This window comes from Nocardia acididurans, from assembly GCF_016741815.1.
Classification (GTDB): domain Bacteria; phylum Actinomycetota; class Actinomycetes; order Mycobacteriales; family Mycobacteriaceae; genus Nocardia; species Nocardia acididurans.
The window spans coordinates 169,864-185,832 of record NZ_JAERRJ010000004.1 but is presented as its reverse complement, the minus strand read 5'-3'; the positions used below and the strand labels follow the sequence as shown (position 1 = coordinate 185,832).

The 15,969-nt window shown below is 67.1% G+C and carries 16 protein-coding genes; 13 read left to right on the top strand and 3 right to left on the bottom strand.

Translation table 11 applies throughout. The features are described from left to right. Positions 1 to 2 precede the first annotated feature (2 nt). Positions 3 to 1,655, bottom strand: a complete 1,653-nt coding sequence (locus JK358_RS11635; protein ID WP_201946676.1) for a purine-cytosine permease family protein — start codon at positions 1,653 to 1,655, stop codon at positions 3 to 5. 311 nt (positions 1,656 to 1,966) lie between these two features. On the opposite strand from JK358_RS11635, the gene JK358_RS11630 reads away from it, so the two are divergent. The 10 genes from JK358_RS11630 (at position 1,967) to ulaA (ending at position 12,218) form a co-directional block, all read left to right on the top strand. Beyond that, entirely contained in the window at positions 1,967 to 3,172 is a 1,206-nt protein-coding gene (locus JK358_RS11630) for a lipid-transfer protein (protein WP_201946674.1), read from the top strand. Positions 3,173 to 3,265: 93 nt separating this feature from the next. After that, the gene (locus tag JK358_RS11625; protein ID WP_201946671.1) at positions 3,266 to 3,703 is read left to right on the top strand and encodes a type II toxin-antitoxin system Rv0910 family toxin; all 438 of its coding nucleotides are present in this window, start codon (positions 3,266 to 3,268) and stop codon (positions 3,701 to 3,703) included. A 1-nt stretch (position 3,704) separates the two neighbouring features. Then, on the top strand, positions 3,705 to 4,568 hold the full coding sequence (locus tag JK358_RS11620) for a MaoC/PaaZ C-terminal domain-containing protein (protein ID WP_201946669.1): 864 nt from the start codon (positions 3,705 to 3,707) through the stop codon (positions 4,566 to 4,568). Between the two features lie 116 nt (positions 4,569 to 4,684). After that, the gene (locus JK358_RS11615) at positions 4,685 to 5,563 is read left to right on the top strand and encodes an SDR family oxidoreductase (RefSeq protein WP_201946667.1); all 879 of its coding nucleotides are present in this window, start codon (positions 4,685 to 4,687) and stop codon (positions 5,561 to 5,563) included. 36 nt (positions 5,564 to 5,599) lie between these two features. Next, on the top strand, positions 5,600 to 6,865 hold the full coding sequence (locus JK358_RS11610; protein WP_201946664.1) for an acyl-CoA dehydrogenase family protein: 1,266 nt from the start codon (positions 5,600 to 5,602) through the stop codon (positions 6,863 to 6,865). Next, on the top strand, positions 6,862 to 7,740 hold the full coding sequence (locus JK358_RS11605) for an alpha/beta fold hydrolase (RefSeq protein WP_307817468.1): 879 nt from the start codon (positions 6,862 to 6,864) through the stop codon (positions 7,738 to 7,740). Before JK358_RS11610 ends, JK358_RS11605 begins: the two co-directional genes overlap by 4 nt. Positions 7,741 to 7,777: 37 nt before the next feature. After that, positions 7,778 to 7,948: a hypothetical protein gene (locus JK358_RS11600; protein ID WP_201946662.1), complete on the top strand. Its 171-nt coding sequence runs from the start codon at positions 7,778 to 7,780 to the stop codon at positions 7,946 to 7,948. Then, the gene (locus JK358_RS11595) at positions 7,920 to 9,782 is read left to right on the top strand and encodes an AMP-dependent synthetase/ligase (RefSeq protein ID WP_201946660.1); all 1,863 of its coding nucleotides are present in this window, start codon (positions 7,920 to 7,922) and stop codon (positions 9,780 to 9,782) included. Before JK358_RS11600 ends, JK358_RS11595 begins: the two co-directional genes overlap by 29 nt. A gap of 53 nt (positions 9,783 to 9,835) precedes the next feature. After that, positions 9,836 to 10,660, top strand: coding sequence for a PTS sugar transporter subunit IIAB (locus JK358_RS11590; RefSeq protein WP_201946658.1), 825 nt, complete (start codon positions 9,836 to 9,838; stop codon positions 10,658 to 10,660). Between the two features lie 10 nt (positions 10,661 to 10,670). Beyond that, positions 10,671 to 12,218, top strand: coding sequence for a PTS ascorbate transporter subunit IIC (gene ulaA / locus JK358_RS11585; protein WP_201946656.1), 1,548 nt, complete (start codon positions 10,671 to 10,673; stop codon positions 12,216 to 12,218). 27 nt (positions 12,219 to 12,245) lie between these two features. Here ulaA and JK358_RS11580 read toward each other — a convergent pair whose 3' ends face one another. Both JK358_RS11580 and ephH read right to left on the bottom strand, forming a co-directional pair. Beyond that, a complete protein-coding gene (locus JK358_RS11580) occupies positions 12,246 to 13,070 on the bottom strand; it encodes an SAM-dependent methyltransferase (protein WP_201946653.1) in 825 nt (274 codons plus the stop codon). A gap of 114 nt (positions 13,071 to 13,184) precedes the next feature. After that, the gene (gene ephH / locus JK358_RS11575; protein ID WP_201946650.1) at positions 13,185 to 14,039 is read right to left on the bottom strand and encodes an epoxide hydrolase EphH; all 855 of its coding nucleotides are present in this window, start codon (positions 14,037 to 14,039) and stop codon (positions 13,185 to 13,187) included. A 69-nt stretch (positions 14,040 to 14,108) separates the two neighbouring features. Here ephH and JK358_RS11570 point away from each other — a divergent pair, with 69 nt between their 5' ends. From JK358_RS11570 to JK358_RS11560, 3 genes are read left to right on the top strand one after another with little or no spacing between them, the layout of a single operon-like run. Then, positions 14,109 to 14,924: an exodeoxyribonuclease III gene (locus JK358_RS11570; RefSeq protein ID WP_201946647.1), complete on the top strand. Its 816-nt coding sequence runs from the start codon at positions 14,109 to 14,111 to the stop codon at positions 14,922 to 14,924. A 50-nt stretch (positions 14,925 to 14,974) separates the two neighbouring features. After that, positions 14,975 to 15,436, top strand: a complete 462-nt coding sequence (locus tag JK358_RS11565) for a guanyl-specific ribonuclease (RefSeq protein ID WP_201946646.1) — start codon at positions 14,975 to 14,977, stop codon at positions 15,434 to 15,436. Further along, on the top strand, positions 15,436 to 15,969 hold the full coding sequence (locus JK358_RS11560; protein WP_201946643.1) for a barstar family protein: 534 nt from the start codon (positions 15,436 to 15,438) through the stop codon (positions 15,967 to 15,969). The genes JK358_RS11565 and JK358_RS11560 overlap by 1 nt, the downstream gene beginning before the upstream one ends.

Genomic DNA, 15,969 nt, shown 5'->3' with positions numbered 1-15,969 from the left:
CGCTACTTCTGGTGCGGCAGTAGGTGAATGCCCGCCTTGTCGGTGGAGAGCGCGAGTGAGCTGATGTACTGGATCTCGCCCTCGGGTCCGGGCACCGCCGAGGCGATCATGTCCGGCCGCTCGAATTCCATGCCGGTGACCACGCACGGCAGCGTCTCGCCGGACGGGTTCCCGTGCTCGTCGAACAGCGGCAGGTCGATGCCGTCGTCGGTGCGCCGCAGGTAGTACTTGCCCCTGGTGAGGATGGCGGTGAGCGGGGTGGCCACGAACGCCACCACCACGGCCACGATGGGGGAGTACGGCTTGAGCAGGTCACCGAACAGCCCGAAGAACGTCATGATCGACAGCACCGCCGAGAGCCCGAAGCCGACCAGGCCGACGGGGTTGAAGTCGTAGAGCATGCCGCGCCGGAACTCCGGCACCTTCGGCGAGATCTTCAGCAGGTACTTGTTGACCGCGATATCCGTTGCGACGGTGACGATCCAGGCGATGCCGCAGTTGGCGTAGAAGCCGAGGATATCGTTCAGGAAGTCGAACATGTTGGCTTCCATGAGAACCAGCGCGATCACCAGGTTCACGGCCAGGAAGATCAGTCGGCCCGGGTAGGTCTTGGTGACCCGGGTGTAGGAGTTGGTCCACGCCAGCGATCCGGAGTACGCATTGGTGACGTTGATCTTGATCTGCGAGATGACCACCAGCACGACCGCCAGCGTCATGGCCAGCCAGCCCGGCACCATATCCTTGTAGATCTCCAGGAACTGGTGCACCGGCTGATTCGCGATGCCCTGTGCCGCAGGCAGATTCGCGATCAGGTAGACCGCCAGGAACAGGCCCACGACCTGCTTGGCCGCGCCGAACAGCACCCAGCCCGGACCGGCCAGCAGCATCCAGCCCCACCACTTGCCCTTGTTCTCAGGGGTTTTCGGCGGCATGAACCGCAGATAGTCGATCTGCTCGGCGATCTGCGCGATCAGCGACAGGCACACGCCGGCCGCGAGCAGCGTGCCCGAGATGCTCACGCCCGCACCGTCCGCGCCGCCGTAGGCGAAGAACGCGTCCACCGAGTCCGGATGCCGCACGAGCAGGAATCCGAAGGGCAGCACCATCAGCAGCAACCACAGCGGCGTCGTCCACACCTGCAACTTCGCGAGCGTGTTCATCCCATAGATGACCAGCGGGAAGATGATCAGCGTGGAGGCCAGATAACCCAGCCAGAGCGGTATGCCCAGGCCCAATTCCAGGCCCTGGGCCATGATGGAGCCCTCGAGTGCGAAGAAGATGAACGTGAAGGACGCGAACACCACATTCGTCACGATGGATCCGTAGTAGCCGAATCCGCTACCGCGCGTGATGAGGTCGAGATCGATGTTGTACCGGGCCGCGTAGTACGCGAGCGGAAATCCGGTGAGCATCACGACAATCGCGAAGATACCGATGCCGAGCAGCGCGTTTCCGGTGCCGTGGGCGATGCCGATATTCGCGCCGATGGCGAAGTCGGCGAGGTAGGCGATACCGCCGAGGGCGGAGATGCCGACGACCGCCGGGCTCCACTTCCGGTAACTCCGCGGTGCGAAGCGGAGGGTGTAGTCCTCCAATGTCTCTTTGGCGGCGGCGATTCCATCGGAATTCGCCGCCCGGGTATCGACATCGACCACGTGTAACTCCCGTCAAACCTCACAACATCCACAGCAACCTTTTGAACTTCGTATACGGATGTGGACGGGCAATTGCCGTTCCATTACGTGGCTGTTTCGGCCTCCTCACCGGTGGCGCGGGTCACATCGGCCAGCTAATGCCGAGCGTGCCGGCGGGCTCGGACCCTACATACACGTCTGGCTGTATGTACCAATACGGCGGCTACTACCTGGTGATTTGCCCAAATCTGTACCGATTCCGGGTGAAGGTCTTGCTGTGTTACATACAGCTCTGTATGTTTGTGGTCAGTTCGACGGATGTGAGGAGTTCGATGACGAACAAGGTTTATGTCGTCGGTGTCGGCATGACGAAGTTCGAGAAGCCGGGCCGCCGCAAGAACGAGGACGGCAGCGACTGGGACTACCCGGATATGGCCCGGGAGTCCGGAACCAAGGCCCTGGCCGACGCCGGAATCGACTACCGCGAGGTGCAGCAGGCGTACGTCGGCTACGTGTACGGCGAATCCACCTCGGGTCAGCGCGCGGTCTACGAGCTCGGCATGACCGGCATCCCGGTGGTGAACGTCAACAACAACTGCTCGACCGGATCCACCGCGCTCTACCTTGCGGCGCAGGCGGTTCGGGGCGGGCTCGCCGACTGCACCCTGGCGCTGGGCTTCGAACGCATGAAGCCGGGTTCGCTGGAATCCACCTGGGACGACCGCGAACAGCCCATGGGCAAGCACATTCTCGCGCTCGCGGAGATCAGCGAGGTGCTGTTCCCCGTCGCGCCGTGGATGTTCGGCGCGGCCGGGCGTGAGCACATGAAGCTGTACGGCACCACCGCCGAACACTTCGCCAAGATCGGGTACAAGAACCACAAGCACTCGGTCAACAACCCGTATTCGCAGTTCCAGGACGAGTATTCGCTCGACGACATCCTGAACGCGCGCATGATCTACGACCCGCTGACCAAGCTGCAGTGCTCGCCGACCTCCGACGGTTCGGGCGCGGTCATCCTGGCCAGCGAGGCGTTCGTGGACAAGCACAATCTGGCCGGGCAGGCCGTGGAGATCGTCGGTCAGGCCATGACCACCGACTTCGCGTCCACCTTCGACGGCACGGCCAAGAACCTGATCGGCTTCGACATGAATGTCGAAGCCGCGCGGAGCGTGTACGACCAGGCGGGACTCGGCCCGGAGGACTTCCAGGTCATCGAGCTGCACGACTGCTTCTCCGCCAATGAGCTGCTCACCTACGAGGCGCTGGGCCTGTGCCCGGTGGGCGAGGCGGGCAAGCTCATCGACGAGAACCAGACCACCTACGGCGGCAAGTGGGTCGTGAACCCCTCCGGTGGGCTCATCTCCAAGGGACATCCCTTGGGCGCAACGGGTTTGGCGCAGTGCAGTGAGCTCACCTGGCAGTTGCGCGGTGCGGCCGACAAGCGTCAGGTCGACAACGTGACCGCCGCCCTGCAGCACAACATCGGCCTCGGTGGCGCTGCCATCGTCACGGCCTACCAGCGCGCCGAGCGCTGACACCACTCACCGACCCCGGTGCCCGGCACCGAGTTTCACCATTCCGCGATCCCGGCAGCGCCGGGATCGCGGGGAACCGAAGGAGTTTCCGTCATGGGCCACATCGAGGCTTCCGCCACCCTGTCCGCCACCCCCGACGCCCTGTGGGCCGTCGTCTCCGATCCGCAGACCTGGGACAAGTGGTTCACCATCCACGAGCGCTGGATGGAGGAGCCGCCGGCCGTGCTGGCCGCGGGTTCCAAGCTGGTCGCCAAGATCATGATGCTGGGCATGGCCAACAAGATCGAGTGGGTCGTGGAGAGCGTCGACACCCCCAGCAAGCTGGTGCTGGGCGGCACCGGCATGGCCGGTGTGAAGGTGCAGTTCACCTTCGAGATCACCCCCGAGGGCGAGGGCTCCAAGCTGTCGGTCTCCGGTGACTTCGAGGGCGCGCTCATCAAGGGCGCGCTGGGCAAGGCGGTCGAGAAGGACGGCCGCGCCCAGATCGACAAGAGCCTCGCGCAGCTCGACGCCCTCGCCTCGGCGGCCTGAGATGTCCGGCACGCCAGTCGAATTCGACCCAGCCGGGCTGAACGTCTGGTCCGACGAGGAACGCTTCGAGGTTACCCGGGAGCGACTGGCCGAATACGCCGCCGCCACCAACGATCCCATCGAAGCACACCTGAAAGGTGAAGTGGCCGCGCCGATCTTCGCCATCGTCCCGGTCTTCGAGGCCATGATGATGCCGATCCTCGACGTGGTGCCGATGGATATCTTCGGCCGGGTCGTGCACGGGGAGCAGGACTTCCACTTCCACCGGCCGATCCGTCCGGGCGACAAGCTGGTCTCGCGCGCCAAGGTGATCGGCTACGAGGGCAAGGACAACGGCTCCACCATCACCGTGCTCATCGAATGCCGTTCCGAGGACGGCGAATTGGTGAACGAGCAGTACCTGACGGCGTTCTTCCGCGGGGTGAACGCCGGACCGCAGGTGGGCGAGAGCGCGCCCGCGCATCGCTTCGACAAGGCCCTGGCCGCGAATCCGCCGCTGGCGAAGGCGGCCGCGCACGTGGACGCCGACCAGACCTACCGGTACTCCCCGGCTTCCGGTGACCCGGTCCCGCTGCACCTGGACGAGCAGGTCGCCAAGGACGCCGGCCTGCCCGGCATCATCGCGCACGGCCTGTGCACCATGGCCATGTCCTCGTGGGGCGTGCTGGGCGAGTTCGCCGGCTCCGACGTGCACCGGCTGCGCCGCTACGCGGTGCGGTTCTCCAGGATGGTCTTCCCCAATGACGACCTGGAGACCCGGATCTGGCGCACGAGCACCGAGAACGGGGCCATCACGTACCTGTTCGAGACCGGTCGCGGCGACGACCTCGTACTGACGGACGGCCTGGCCGTCATCGCGGATTGATGTTCGGCGCGGCGCGCAGGCAGCTGTGCGCCGCGCCATCCGTGTACCGGCGCCGCGGCCGCCGTATCGAAAAAAGCCGCAACACAACACTTTCAGACTTCGCGAAGGAGCAGGACATGGGTGCACTGGAGGGACGCGTAGCCGTCATCACCGGCGCGGGACGCGGGATCGGCCGGGAGCACGCGCTGCTGTTCGCCCGGGAGGGCGCGGCGGTGGTCGTGAACGACCTGGGCGGCAGCAACTCCGGTGAGGGCACGGACGTCGGTCCCGCGCAGGAGGTCGTGAACGAGATCGTCGCCGCAGGGGGGCGCGCGGTCGCGAACACCGACAACATCGCGGACTGGGACGGCGCGAAAGGGCTGGTCGATCAGGCTGTTTCGGAGTTCGGCCGACTCGACATCGTGGTGAACAACGCGGGCATCCTGCGCGACGCGTTCCTCGCGGGCATGGACGAGGCGCAGTGGGATTCGGTGGTGGCCGTGCACCTCAAGGGGCACGCCGCCGTACTGCGGCACGCGGCCGGATACTGGAAGGACCAGTCCAAGGCGGGCAACCAGCCGAACGCCGCCGTCATCAACACCGCGTCGGCCTCGGGCACCACGGTTCCCAATGCCGGACAGGCGAATTACGGTGCGGCCAAGGCCGGTATCGCCGCGCTCACGCTGGTGGCGGCCGACGAACTGGCCCGCTACGGCGTGCGCGTGAACGCCATCGCGCCCATCGCCCGCACCCGGCTCACCCTGGCCACCCCCGGTATGGGCGCCATGATGGCGGCCGAGGCGGATGCGGTGGAGGAGGGCGGTTTCGACGCTTTCAGCCCCGCCAACATCTCCCCGCTGGTCGCCTATCTGGCCACCGAGAAGTGCCCGATCACCGGCAAGGTGTTCGCGGTGCAGGGCGGCGCCATCTCCGAACTGGCCGGCTGGCACGACGTGAAGACCATCGAAACCGAAGGCCCCTGGCTCGTCGACGATATCGCCGCTCGGCTGCCCTGATTTCCGCGGAAATTCGAAAGAGACTGGAGAACGACGATGTTCGAATGGTCCGAGACCGACGAGATGATCCGCGACGCGGTGCGCGGCTTCATCGACAAGGAAGTACGCCCGCATCTGGACGCGCTCGACAGCGGCGAGATGGAACCGTACCCGGTCATCCGAAAGCTGTTCAGCGAGTTCGGAATCGACGTCATGACCGGCGAGATCGTCGGCAAGATGCTGGCCAAGCAGCGCAAGAGGGAAGAGGCGCTCGCGGCCGGTGAGCCGCTGCCGGGCAAGGACGGCAAGAAGTCCTCCGGCGACAGCATCATGGGCGGTCAGGAATCCATGATGGCCGTGCTCATCGCCGAATTGTCGGGCGTGTGCATGGGTTTGGTCACCGCCATGGGCGTCTCCATCGGTCTCGGCGCCACCACCATCATGTCGCGTGGCACCCTCGCGCAGAAGGAACGCTGGCTCGAGGACATCGTGACCATGAAGAAGGTCGCGGCCTGGGCCATCACCGAACCGGATTCGGGCTCGGATGCCTTCGGCGGCATGAAGACCTACGTCAAGCGCGACGGTGAGGACTACATCCTCAACGGGCAGAAGACCTTCATCACCAATGGGCCGTTCGCGGACGTGATGGTGGTCTACGCCAAGCTCGACGAGGGCGACGGGGCCGACAAGCGCGACCGCAAGGTGCTCACCTTCGTGCTCGACAAGGGCATGGAGGGCCTCACCCAGGGCAAGCCCTTCAAGAAGATGGGCCTGCACGCCTCGCCCACCGGTGAACTGTTCTTCGACAATGTGCGGCTGTCCAAGGACCGCTTGCTCGGCGAGACCGAGGAGCACAAGGGCGGCGACGGACGCGAAAGCGCCCGTTCGTCTTTCACCGCCGAACGCATCGGCGTGGCCTTCATGGCGCTGGGCATCATCAACGAATGTCACCGACTCTGCGTCGATTACGCCAAGAACCGCAAGCTGTGGGGCCAGGAGATCGGCCGCTTCCAGCTGGTGCAGCTCAAGCTGGCCAAGATGGAGGTGGCGCGAATCAATGTGCAGAACATGGTCTTCAGCGCCCTGGAACGCGGCCGCGCCGGTAAGCAGCCGAGTCTCGCGGAAGCCTCCGCCATGAAGCTCTACTGCTCCGAGGCCGCCACCGACGTGGCCATGGATGCCGTGCAGCTCTTCGGCGGCAACGGCTACATGACCGAGTACCGCGTGGAACAGCTCGCCCGCGACGCCAAGTCGCTGATGATCTACGCCGGTTCCAACGAGATCCAGGTGACCCACGTCGCCAAGGGTCTGCTCACCCAGTGAGCACACCCGACTCGCCGGGCACAGCGCCCGAAATCATCGAGCGCACAGCCGAATACGCTGGGGTGCGCACCCGGGAACTGCTGGTGTCCGGGAGCGGGGATCCGATCGTGCTGCTGCACGGTTACGCCGACAGCGCCGACACCTGGCGTGGCGTGCTGCGCGCGCTGGCGGCGGCCGGTCGCTCGGCCGTCGCGGTCGACCTGCCCGGCTTCGGATTGGCCGCGCCGCGCGAACCGGGCGCGCTGACAGCGCAATTCGAGGAGTTCGCTGCGGCGGTGGTCCGCGCGCACGGCCCGGTCGTCCTGGTCGGCAACTCGCTCGGCGCGGCGACGGCGCTGCGCATCGCGGCCCGCGACCGCGACGGCCGGGTGACCGCGGTGATCTGCCTCGACGAGCCGCTCCTCGCCCGGCACTGGCTCGCACGCGTATGCCGGTGGCGCGAGTACACCGGACTGTTCGACCTGATCGGTGCGCTCCCGATCTCCGATCGAGTGGTGCAGTGGGCAGTGCGAAAAGCCGTGGGGGTCTTCATCTACGGACCGGGATTCGTCGCGGATCCCGCATTCCTGACCACGGCGGTGCGGTCGGTGCCCGATATGGCGGCGCTGGCCGCGCGCGGCAGGGACGCCGTCCGCTACGCCCGTGAGAACCCCATCGGCCACGGCGTCGTGGTGCCCGTCTGCCCGGTGCTCATCGTGCACGGGGCCAAGGACCGGGTGATCCCGGTGCGCGCGGCCCGCGAGCTGCACGCGCTGCTGCCCGGCAGCGAACTGGTGGTGCTGCCCCAGGCCGGGCACTGCCCGCAACTGGACCAGCCGGACGAGGTGGTCCGCCTGATCCTCGAGACCGCGCAGCGGGCCCGGCGCATCGCCTGACGTACCCGTGATCCCGCCGGACAAGGAGCGAAAGCCTGTGACGGACAACGACCGAACCGCGACACCCATCCGCCGGCCCGCCCCCGCCCCGCGTTTCACCCGCACCCCCGCGGCCACGCCCGCGCCCATGAACCAGCGCGGAACCGATCCCGCCACCATTCTGGCCGAATGGGACATCGATGCCGATCGGTTCCTCGGGAAGCCTTGACCGGGAGCGGATTCCGGTGACACGACAACTGAACAGCACCACCGATCACCTTGAACGGAGCACCGTGACCGCGCACCCGACCACCCTCTGCGAAGCCTTCCAGGCGACAGCCGCACGCCACCCCGAGAAGGTGGCGCTGCGCGGACCCGCCGGATCGGGCAGTGTCACCTGGAGTGAATACGCCTCGCGGGTAAGGAAACTCGCTGCCGGATTCGCGGGGCTGGGGGTGCAGCCGGGCGACACCGTGGCGCTCATGCTCACCAATGTCATGGAGTTCCATCTGGCCGATACGGCGATCCTGCACACCGGGGCGACGCCGTTCTCCATCTACAACACCTTCACCGCAGAACAGGTCTCACATCTGTTCGGCAATGCGCGGAACCGGGTGGTGGTCACCGAGTCGCAGTTCCTCGACAAGCTGCGGGCGGCGGATGTGCGCGGGCAGATCGAGCATTTCGTCTGTGTGGACGGCGCATTCGACTACACGCTGAGCCTGGATGATGTGGAGGCCGCCGCCGCAGCGGATTTCGACTTCGACGCCACCTGGCGGGCGGTGCGGGCGGAGGATCTGCTCACCATCGTCTACACCTCGGGCACCACCGGCGCGCCCAAGGGGGTGGAGCTCACCCACGCCAATCTGCTGGCCGAATTCGCGGCCGTGGAACGGTATTTCACGCCCAGCTCCGATGATCGGGTGGTGTCGTACCTGCCCGACGCGCACCTGGCCAACCGGGCGTTCTGCCACTACAACAACCTCATCGAGGGTGTGCAGGTGGTCGCGGTGGCCGATCCCAAGCAGCTGGTGGCCACCCTGCCGGAGGTGCGGCCGACCCTGTTCCTCGGCGTTCCCGCCATCTGGTACAAGATCAAAGCGGGTATCGAAGCCATTGTCGCGGCGGAGAAGTCGACGCCCAAGCGGCGCTTGCTCCAGTGGGCGATCGGCACCGGCACCGAGGTGGCGCGCCGCCGCTCGGATCGGCGGCCCGTCCCGCCGGCATTGCGTATCCAGCACGGGCTCGCGGAACGGCTGGTGCTGCGCACGCTGCGCGGGCGGATGGGTATGGACCAGGTGAAAGCCGCTCTCACCGGCGCGGCTCCGATGGCCCCGGACGCGCTCGCGTTCATCCTCGGGCTCGGCATCCCGGTCTGCGAGGCCTGGGGGATGACCGAATCCTCGGCCGCCGCGACCTGCAATCCGCCCGACGCCATCCGCATCGGCACGGTCGGCATCGCGGTGCCCGGCACCGAGGTGCGGGTCGCCGCGGACGGTGAGCTGCTGGTGCGCGGTCCGCTCGTCATGCGCGGCTATCGTGATCAGCCCGAACAGACCGCGGAAACCATCGACGCCGACGGCTGGCTGCACACCGGAGACATCGGCTCCATCGACGCCGACGGGTACGTGCGCATCGTCGACCGCAAGAAGGAACTCATCATCAATTCGGCGGGCAAGAACATGTCGCCGTCGAATATCGAAGGGGCGGTGAAGGTTTCCCTGCCACTGGCCTTCGGCGTGATCGCCATCGGCGACAACCGGCCCTATGTGACCGCGCTGATCACCCTCGACCCGGACGCGTGCGCGGCCTACGCCGAACGCGCCGGGCTGCCCGACGCCTCTCCCGCCGTCCTCGCCGAGGATCCGGGTGTCCTGGCCGTCATCGAATCGGGGATCAAGGCCGCCAACGAGCAGCTGTCGCGAGTCGAGCAGATCAAGAAGTACCGGGTGCTCACCGCCACCTGGGAGCCCGGCGGTGACGAACTGACCCCCAAGATGTCGCTGAAACGCAAGCCCATCGCCGAGAAGTACGCGGCCGATATCGAGGCCATGTACCGGTGACGCGCCGAGGTGTCCGATGTTTGCTGAACGGATGCCTCTGACATGATCCAGGGATGACCGCACTGGGTGAACTACTCCCCGAGGAAGCGATCGACCTGGACGGCACGGCCGCCGACTGGCACGCCGCCCTCCGCGCCGCCGGTGAGTTGCTGGTGGCCACCGACGTGGCGACCGCCGAGTACACCGACGAGATGATCCGCAATGTCGAGGACAACGGACCCTACATCGTCATCGCACCCGGCTTCGCCTTCGCGCACGCCCGGCCCTCGCCGGCGGTGCTGAAGACTGGCATGTCCTGGGTGCGGCTGCGCGAACCGGTGACCTTCGGCAGTCCCAATGATCCCGTCGATCTGGTGGTGGCGCTGGCCGCGAAGGACTCCAGCGTGCACACCGACGCCATGGCCGAGCTCGCCAAGGTGCTGCTGGAACCCGGCGCGGACAAGGTGCTGCGCGCGGTGGCCACACCACGGCAGCTGCGCGCACTGCTCAGTGAACCGCCCGCGCCGGGAACACGGCCCGTCGTGGCGGCCACCACCCCGCCTACCGAATCCGGTTCTGCCGCTGCGGCTTCCGAGAGCAGCCGCACCTCCGGACCGGTCAAGATCCTCACGGTCTGCGGCAACGGCGTCGGCACCAGCCTGTTCCTGAAAAGCACCCTGGAAAAGGTGCTGGCCCAATGGCACTGGTCTCCGTACGTGAATGTCGAAGCCACCGACACCATTTCGGCCAAGGGCAAGGCGGGGGAGGCCGTGGCCGTGCTCACCTCCGGCGAGATCGCCAAAACCCTGGGTGATGTGGGGATTCCGGTGCGGGTCATCGAGAACTTCACCAGCACGGCCGAAGTCGATCACGCCATGCGCGAGATCTTCGACGTCTAGGAGGCGCGGGATGAATGTCGTACTGAGCATCGCCCAGTTCATCGTCAACGAAATCCTCAGCCAGCCCTCGTATCTGATCGGCATCATCACCGCCGTCGGACTGATCGCGCTGCGCAAATCCACCGGGCAGGTGATCGGCGGGGCCATCAAGGCCACGCTGGGCTTCCTGCTCATCGGCGCGGGCGCGGGCCTGGTGGTGGCCTCGCTGGATCCGCTGGGCACCATGATCCAGGGTGCGCTGGGCGCGCACGGGGTCATCCCCACCAACGAGGCCATCGTGGCCATCGCGCAGCAGGAGTACGGCGCACAGGTCACCTGGCTGATGATCCTCGGCTTCGCGATCAGCCTGGCGCTGGCGCGGTTCACGCCGCTGCGCTACGTCTTCCTCACCGGGCATCACATGCTGTTCATGGCCACGCTGCTCACCATGGTGCTGGCCGTGGCGGGGATGTCCACGCCGGTCGTGGTGATGCTGGGCGGCGTGCTGCTCGGCATCGTGATGGTGTCGCTGCCCGCGCTGTCGCAGGCGTGGACGCGGCGCATCACCGGCGGCGACGATATCGCCATCGGGCATTTCGGCACGGCCGGGTACATCGCGGCGGGTGCGACCGGGCAGCTGGTCGGCAAGAAGAGCCGCAGTACCGAGGAGATGAATCTGCCGGAAGGTCTTCGCTTCCTGCGGGATTCGATGGTGGCCACCGCGCTGTCGATGGTGATCCTATACCTCGTGCTGGCCGTGATCTACCTGATTCGCGCCGGACAGGACGTGGCGTTCAGGGCCTTCGAGATCCCCGCCACCGATGTGGGCAACTACCTCATGAAGGCGGTCTCACAGGGCCTGCAGTTCGGAATCGCGGTCGCCGTCATCCTTTTCGGTGTGCGCACCATTCTGGGCGAGCTGGTGCCCGCCTTCCAGGGCATCGGCGAACGCGTTGTGCCGGGTGCGATTCCGGCGCTGGACGCGCCGATCGTGTTCCCGTACGCGCAGAACGCCGTGCTCATCGGATTCCTCAGCAGCTTCACCGGCGGCCTGATCTCGCTCGGCCTGCTGGCCTGGATCTTCAACCCCGCCTTCGGCTGGACGCTGGTGCTGCCGGGCCTGGTGCCGCACTTCTTCACCGGCGGCGCGGCGGGCGTCTACGGCAATGCCACCGGCGGGCGGCGCGGCGCGGTCGCGGGCGCGTTCGTGAACGGCGTGCTGATCACCTTCCTGCCCGCCATCCTGCTGCAGGTGCTCGGCCCGTTCGGCGCGGAGAACACCACCTTCGGCGACGCCGACTTCGGCTGGTTCGGCACCTCCATCGGCCTGGCCGCGAAACTCGGTGGCGCGGGGGCGATCCTGGTCTGCCTGGCGGTCGGGCTGGTAGTGCTCGCCGTCGCGATCCTGGTGCAGACCCGGGTGGTGGCGCGCGGCTGGGATCCCGGCGCGGCCCGCGATACCGCGCTCGGAATCGCCACGGAGCCAACGGGTTACCCGACCGAAGGCGCGCCGGTCATCAAGTCCTACGCGAAGATCCCGCCGCCGCAGGGCGCGCCGGCGCCCCCGCCTCCCGCGTAGGCCCGGCACTCGGAATGCCGAGTGGTGCTACGGCTTTCGAGCCAGCGCCGCGGCGATCAGCTCCTCCCACACCGAGATCTCCCGGGACTCCTCGCCGATCCGGCTGGTGTCGTCCGGCGCGTCCGCGGCGGGCCGCCACAGCGTGCACGGCACCAGCCCGGGGGACAGCACGTCGAGATCGCCGAACAGCGACAGGATCTCCTCGTCGCTGCGCCACCGCCCGCGCCCGAAGGTGCCCTGCAGCTTCTCCTCGGCGGCCCGGGTCTCCTCGTTGTAGCCGGATCGGAAGTGCGAGATGTAGATCAGGCTCCCGGACGGCACCTGATCCGCCCAGTACCGGACCACCTCGGCGGGCTTCTCGTCGTCGTTCATGTGATGCAGGATGGCGCTGAAGACCACCGCCACCGGCTGCTCGAAATCGATGAGCCGCTCCACCTCCGAGTGCTGCCGGATGTCCTCCGGATCGCTCAGATCGGCCTGGATGAAGGTGGTCGTCTTGTCGTTGGCCAGCAGCGCCCGGCCGTGCGCCAGCACGATCGGATCATTGTCGACGTACACGACACGCGTATCCGCCGAATACCTTTCGGCCACCTGATGCACATTGTCGGCGGTGGGCAGGCCACTACCCAGATCGATGAATTGCGTTACCCCCATTGCCGATATCTCCCCGACCGCGCGAATCAGCGCCTGCCGGTTGGAGAATGCGATCGACACCGATCCGGGCAGATCGTTGATGAAGAAGTCGCCCACGGCTCTGTCGGCGGCATAGTTGTCCTTACCGCCCAGCAGATAATCGTAGACGCGCGCGATGCTCGGTTTCGTCTGGTCCACTTGCGCGGATGGCTCGCTCATCCCACTCACCCCTGTCGGAAGACCCGTTCGTCGGTCCAATCCTAGGGAGGCGAACGGGTTCCGGCAGGGCTTCGTGCAGTGCCCGGCCACCGCGCTACTTCACATCGTGCGAATTCACACCGCGCGCAAGCGGGTACGGCTCGCGTAGACGTGTTCGGCGATGAGGGTGGCGATCCGGTCCGGGGCCTCCAGCATGGGGACGTGGCCGACATCGTGCACCAGGATGCGGTCGGCGGTGTCGGGCAGCTCCTGGAGGAAGCGCTTCTGATATAGGCGGGTCGGGATGATTCGGTCCTGCTCGCACATGAGCAGGCGCACAGGGGTTTTCACGTCCGCCAGATCCGCCAGGCCGGGACCGCGCAGGCCGCCCGCGAGCATGGGCAGCATGGCTTTGCAGTGCAGTGCCGCGGTGATGGCCGCCTCGATACCGCGCCGGGGGGCCGCGGCGGCGTTCTTGCTCAACAGCAGGGCCACCGCCTGCCGCACCGGCGGGCTGAACACGACGGCATCGGGCAGATGCTTGCCGATCTCGATGACCGGCACCAGCGACAGGAATTTCGCGCCCACCCGGATCTGCAGCACCGATGGCGTTTGCCAGCCGCCTGCCGAAGCGATGGCGGTGAGCGTGCGGGCCCGGCCGCGGCGGGCCAGTTCGAACCCGACCCAGCCGCCCAGCGAATTACCGGCGATATGGCAGGTGCGCCAGCCGAGTTCGTCGAGCTGGTTCTCCACGCGGTCGGCGAGCGCGTTGACGTCGAGATACCAGCCGTTGAAATCGGGGCCGCCCCAGTGGCCGGTCAGGGCCGGGGCGAACACTTCGCACTGGCCGGCCATCCGCTGCGCCACCTGCTCCCAGCAGTGCGGGGACAGCATGAAGCCGTGGAGCAGCAGCAGTGGATCGCCGGAGCCCGTGTGGAGGGCCTTGGTCGGCGCGAGCGGCGCGGTGGACGCGGTGGTGCCGGACGTCATCGTCGTCACCCCTTCCTGGACCTCGATGTCCGCAAGAAGAGTGGGATAGCCGCATTGTACGGTCGTGGGGTGGCAGCGATCATCTCAACGATCAACGTAAACGGAGTCCGTGCGGCGACCGGGAAGACGGGTAAGGGGATGCTCGAGTGGCTGCAGGTCACCGAGGCCGACATCATCTGCCTGCAGGAGACCCGCGCGACCGATGAGCAAACCCGGGCTGCACTAGCACCGGCACTGGATGCCGGATGGTTCCTGGCGCATGCCGAACCCGGCTCCAAAGGCCGGGCGGGCGTGGGCATCCTGTCGCGGCGCGAACCCAGCGCCGTGCGCATCGGCCTCGGCCTGCAGGTGGACGGAAACTGGGTTCCCAGTGCGGAATTCGCGGGCACCGGCCGCTACATCGAGGCCGACTTCGACGAATTCACCGTCGCCAGCGTGTACGTCCACACCGGTGAGGCCGACACGCCGATGCAGGACGAGAAATACCGCTTCCTCGACGAGGTCGGCTCCCGCATGACCGCCATCGACCGCGACTTCGTCATCTGCGGCGACTGGAATGTCGGGCATACCGAACTCGACATCAAGAATTGGAAGGGCAATATCAAGAACTCGGGCTTCCTCCCGCAGGAGCGCGCGTGGATCGACTCCATGATCGCCGCCGGGTACGTGGACGTGGTCCGGCAACTGCATCCGGGCGAGCCCGGTCCCTACAGCTGGTGGTCCTACCGCGGCCGCGCCTACGACACAGATGCCGGCTGGAGAATCGATTACCACCTGGCACGCGGCGATATCGCCGGCCGCGCCAAGCAGGCCGTGGTGGAGCGCGCCGCCACCTACGCCCTGCGCTGGTCCGATCACGCCCCCGTGACGGTCCAGTACCGGTGAAAATCACCCCGCGCGTACGCGCCTGGCTCCTCCTCGGAGGAGCCATCGCCATGCTCGTCGTCGCCGTGCTGGTCTCGCGCGGCGGCGACAAGGCCGCCGACACCAGCGCCTCGGCGCGCGCGACCACCACGGTCGCGGTCAAGACCACCGCCCCGAAGCCGGGCGCTCCGGCCACGGCGAACCCCGGCCGCGCCGACCAATCCAGCACGGCCGCACCGTCCCGCGCGCCGGGCGTTCCCGACCGCGCCTACGCCACCCTCACCGAAATCGATGCGGGTCGCTGGCCGGACTCGGCGAACGCCCCCGGCACACAGGGCGGCGAAACCTGGAACAACCGCGAACGGCGGCTTCCCGCAACCGATTCCGCGGGCCAGCGCATCACCTACCAGGAATGGGACGTCAACCCGAAGAAGCGCGGCCAGACCCGCGACGCCGAACGCATCGTCACCGGCAGCGACGGCACCGCCTGGTACACCGGCGACCACTACAAAACTTTCACGAGGATGCGCTGATGACCGAGCCCATGCCGCTCTCGCAGTTCCTCTCCGCCCCCGCCGATTCCGTCGCGAAGGCCCGCCCGCGCACCGGCAGCGTGCCGCGTGCGTCGGAGGTGGCCGCCGCGGTCTCCGCGGCCCCCGTGCTCGGCGTACTCCCGGTCGGCGCGGCCGAATTCTCCGGTGTCACCGGTGCGATCCCCGCCGGTTACCTCTCGCGCGAACTGCGTGGCCGCAAGATGCGCACGGTCGAAGGCGTCTACGACGAGTTCGCCGCCGCCTTCCAATTCCCCTACTACTTCGGCGAGAACAAGGACGCCTTCGACGAGTGCCTGCGTGATCTCGACGAATTCGTCGGCCCCGCACAGGGTTACGTCGCGGTGATCCGCAACGCGGCCCTGCTGCTGGACGAGGAACCCGCCGAACGCGCCTGGTTCGCCGAAGCCATGACCGACTGCGCCGCGCGCTGGGCCAAGTCGGGCACCCCCTTCCGGGTGGTCCTGCAGGACGCCGCGCCCGCCGCGCTCGGAGCGGTCTCGCTGACGCTGTAG

What these genes read in the sequence shown, in the direction of transcription:
- JK358_RS11560 (WP_201946643.1), top strand. Translation starts at nt 15,436, where the DNA reads ATGACCGAGCCCATGCCGCTCTCGCAGTTCCTCTCCGCCCCCGCCGAT.
- JK358_RS11625 (WP_201946671.1), top strand. Translation starts at nt 3,266, where the DNA reads ATGGGCCACATCGAGGCTTCCGCCACCCTGTCCGCCACCCCCGACGCC.
- ephH (WP_201946650.1), bottom strand. Translation starts at nt 14,039, where the DNA reads ATGACGTCCGGCACCACCGCGTCCACCGCGCCGCTCGCGCCGACCAAG.
- ulaA (WP_201946656.1), top strand. Translation starts at nt 10,671, where the DNA reads ATGAATGTCGTACTGAGCATCGCCCAGTTCATCGTCAACGAAATCCTC.
- JK358_RS11565 (WP_201946646.1), top strand. Translation starts at nt 14,975, where the DNA reads ATGCTCGTCGTCGCCGTGCTGGTCTCGCGCGGCGGCGACAAGGCCGCC.
- JK358_RS11615 (WP_201946667.1), top strand. Translation starts at nt 4,685, where the DNA reads ATGGGTGCACTGGAGGGACGCGTAGCCGTCATCACCGGCGCGGGACGC.
- JK358_RS11630 (WP_201946674.1), top strand. Translation starts at nt 1,967, where the DNA reads ATGACGAACAAGGTTTATGTCGTCGGTGTCGGCATGACGAAGTTCGAG.
- JK358_RS11580 (WP_201946653.1), bottom strand. Translation starts at nt 13,070, where the DNA reads ATGAGCGAGCCATCCGCGCAAGTGGACCAGACGAAACCGAGCATCGCG.
- JK358_RS11590 (WP_201946658.1), top strand. Translation starts at nt 9,836, where the DNA reads ATGACCGCACTGGGTGAACTACTCCCCGAGGAAGCGATCGACCTGGAC.
- JK358_RS11620 (WP_201946669.1), top strand. Translation starts at nt 3,705, where the DNA reads ATGTCCGGCACGCCAGTCGAATTCGACCCAGCCGGGCTGAACGTCTGG.
- JK358_RS11610 (WP_201946664.1), top strand. Translation starts at nt 5,600, where the DNA reads ATGTTCGAATGGTCCGAGACCGACGAGATGATCCGCGACGCGGTGCGC.
- JK358_RS11595 (WP_201946660.1), top strand. Translation starts at nt 7,920, where the DNA reads ATGCCGATCGGTTCCTCGGGAAGCCTTGACCGGGAGCGGATTCCGGTG.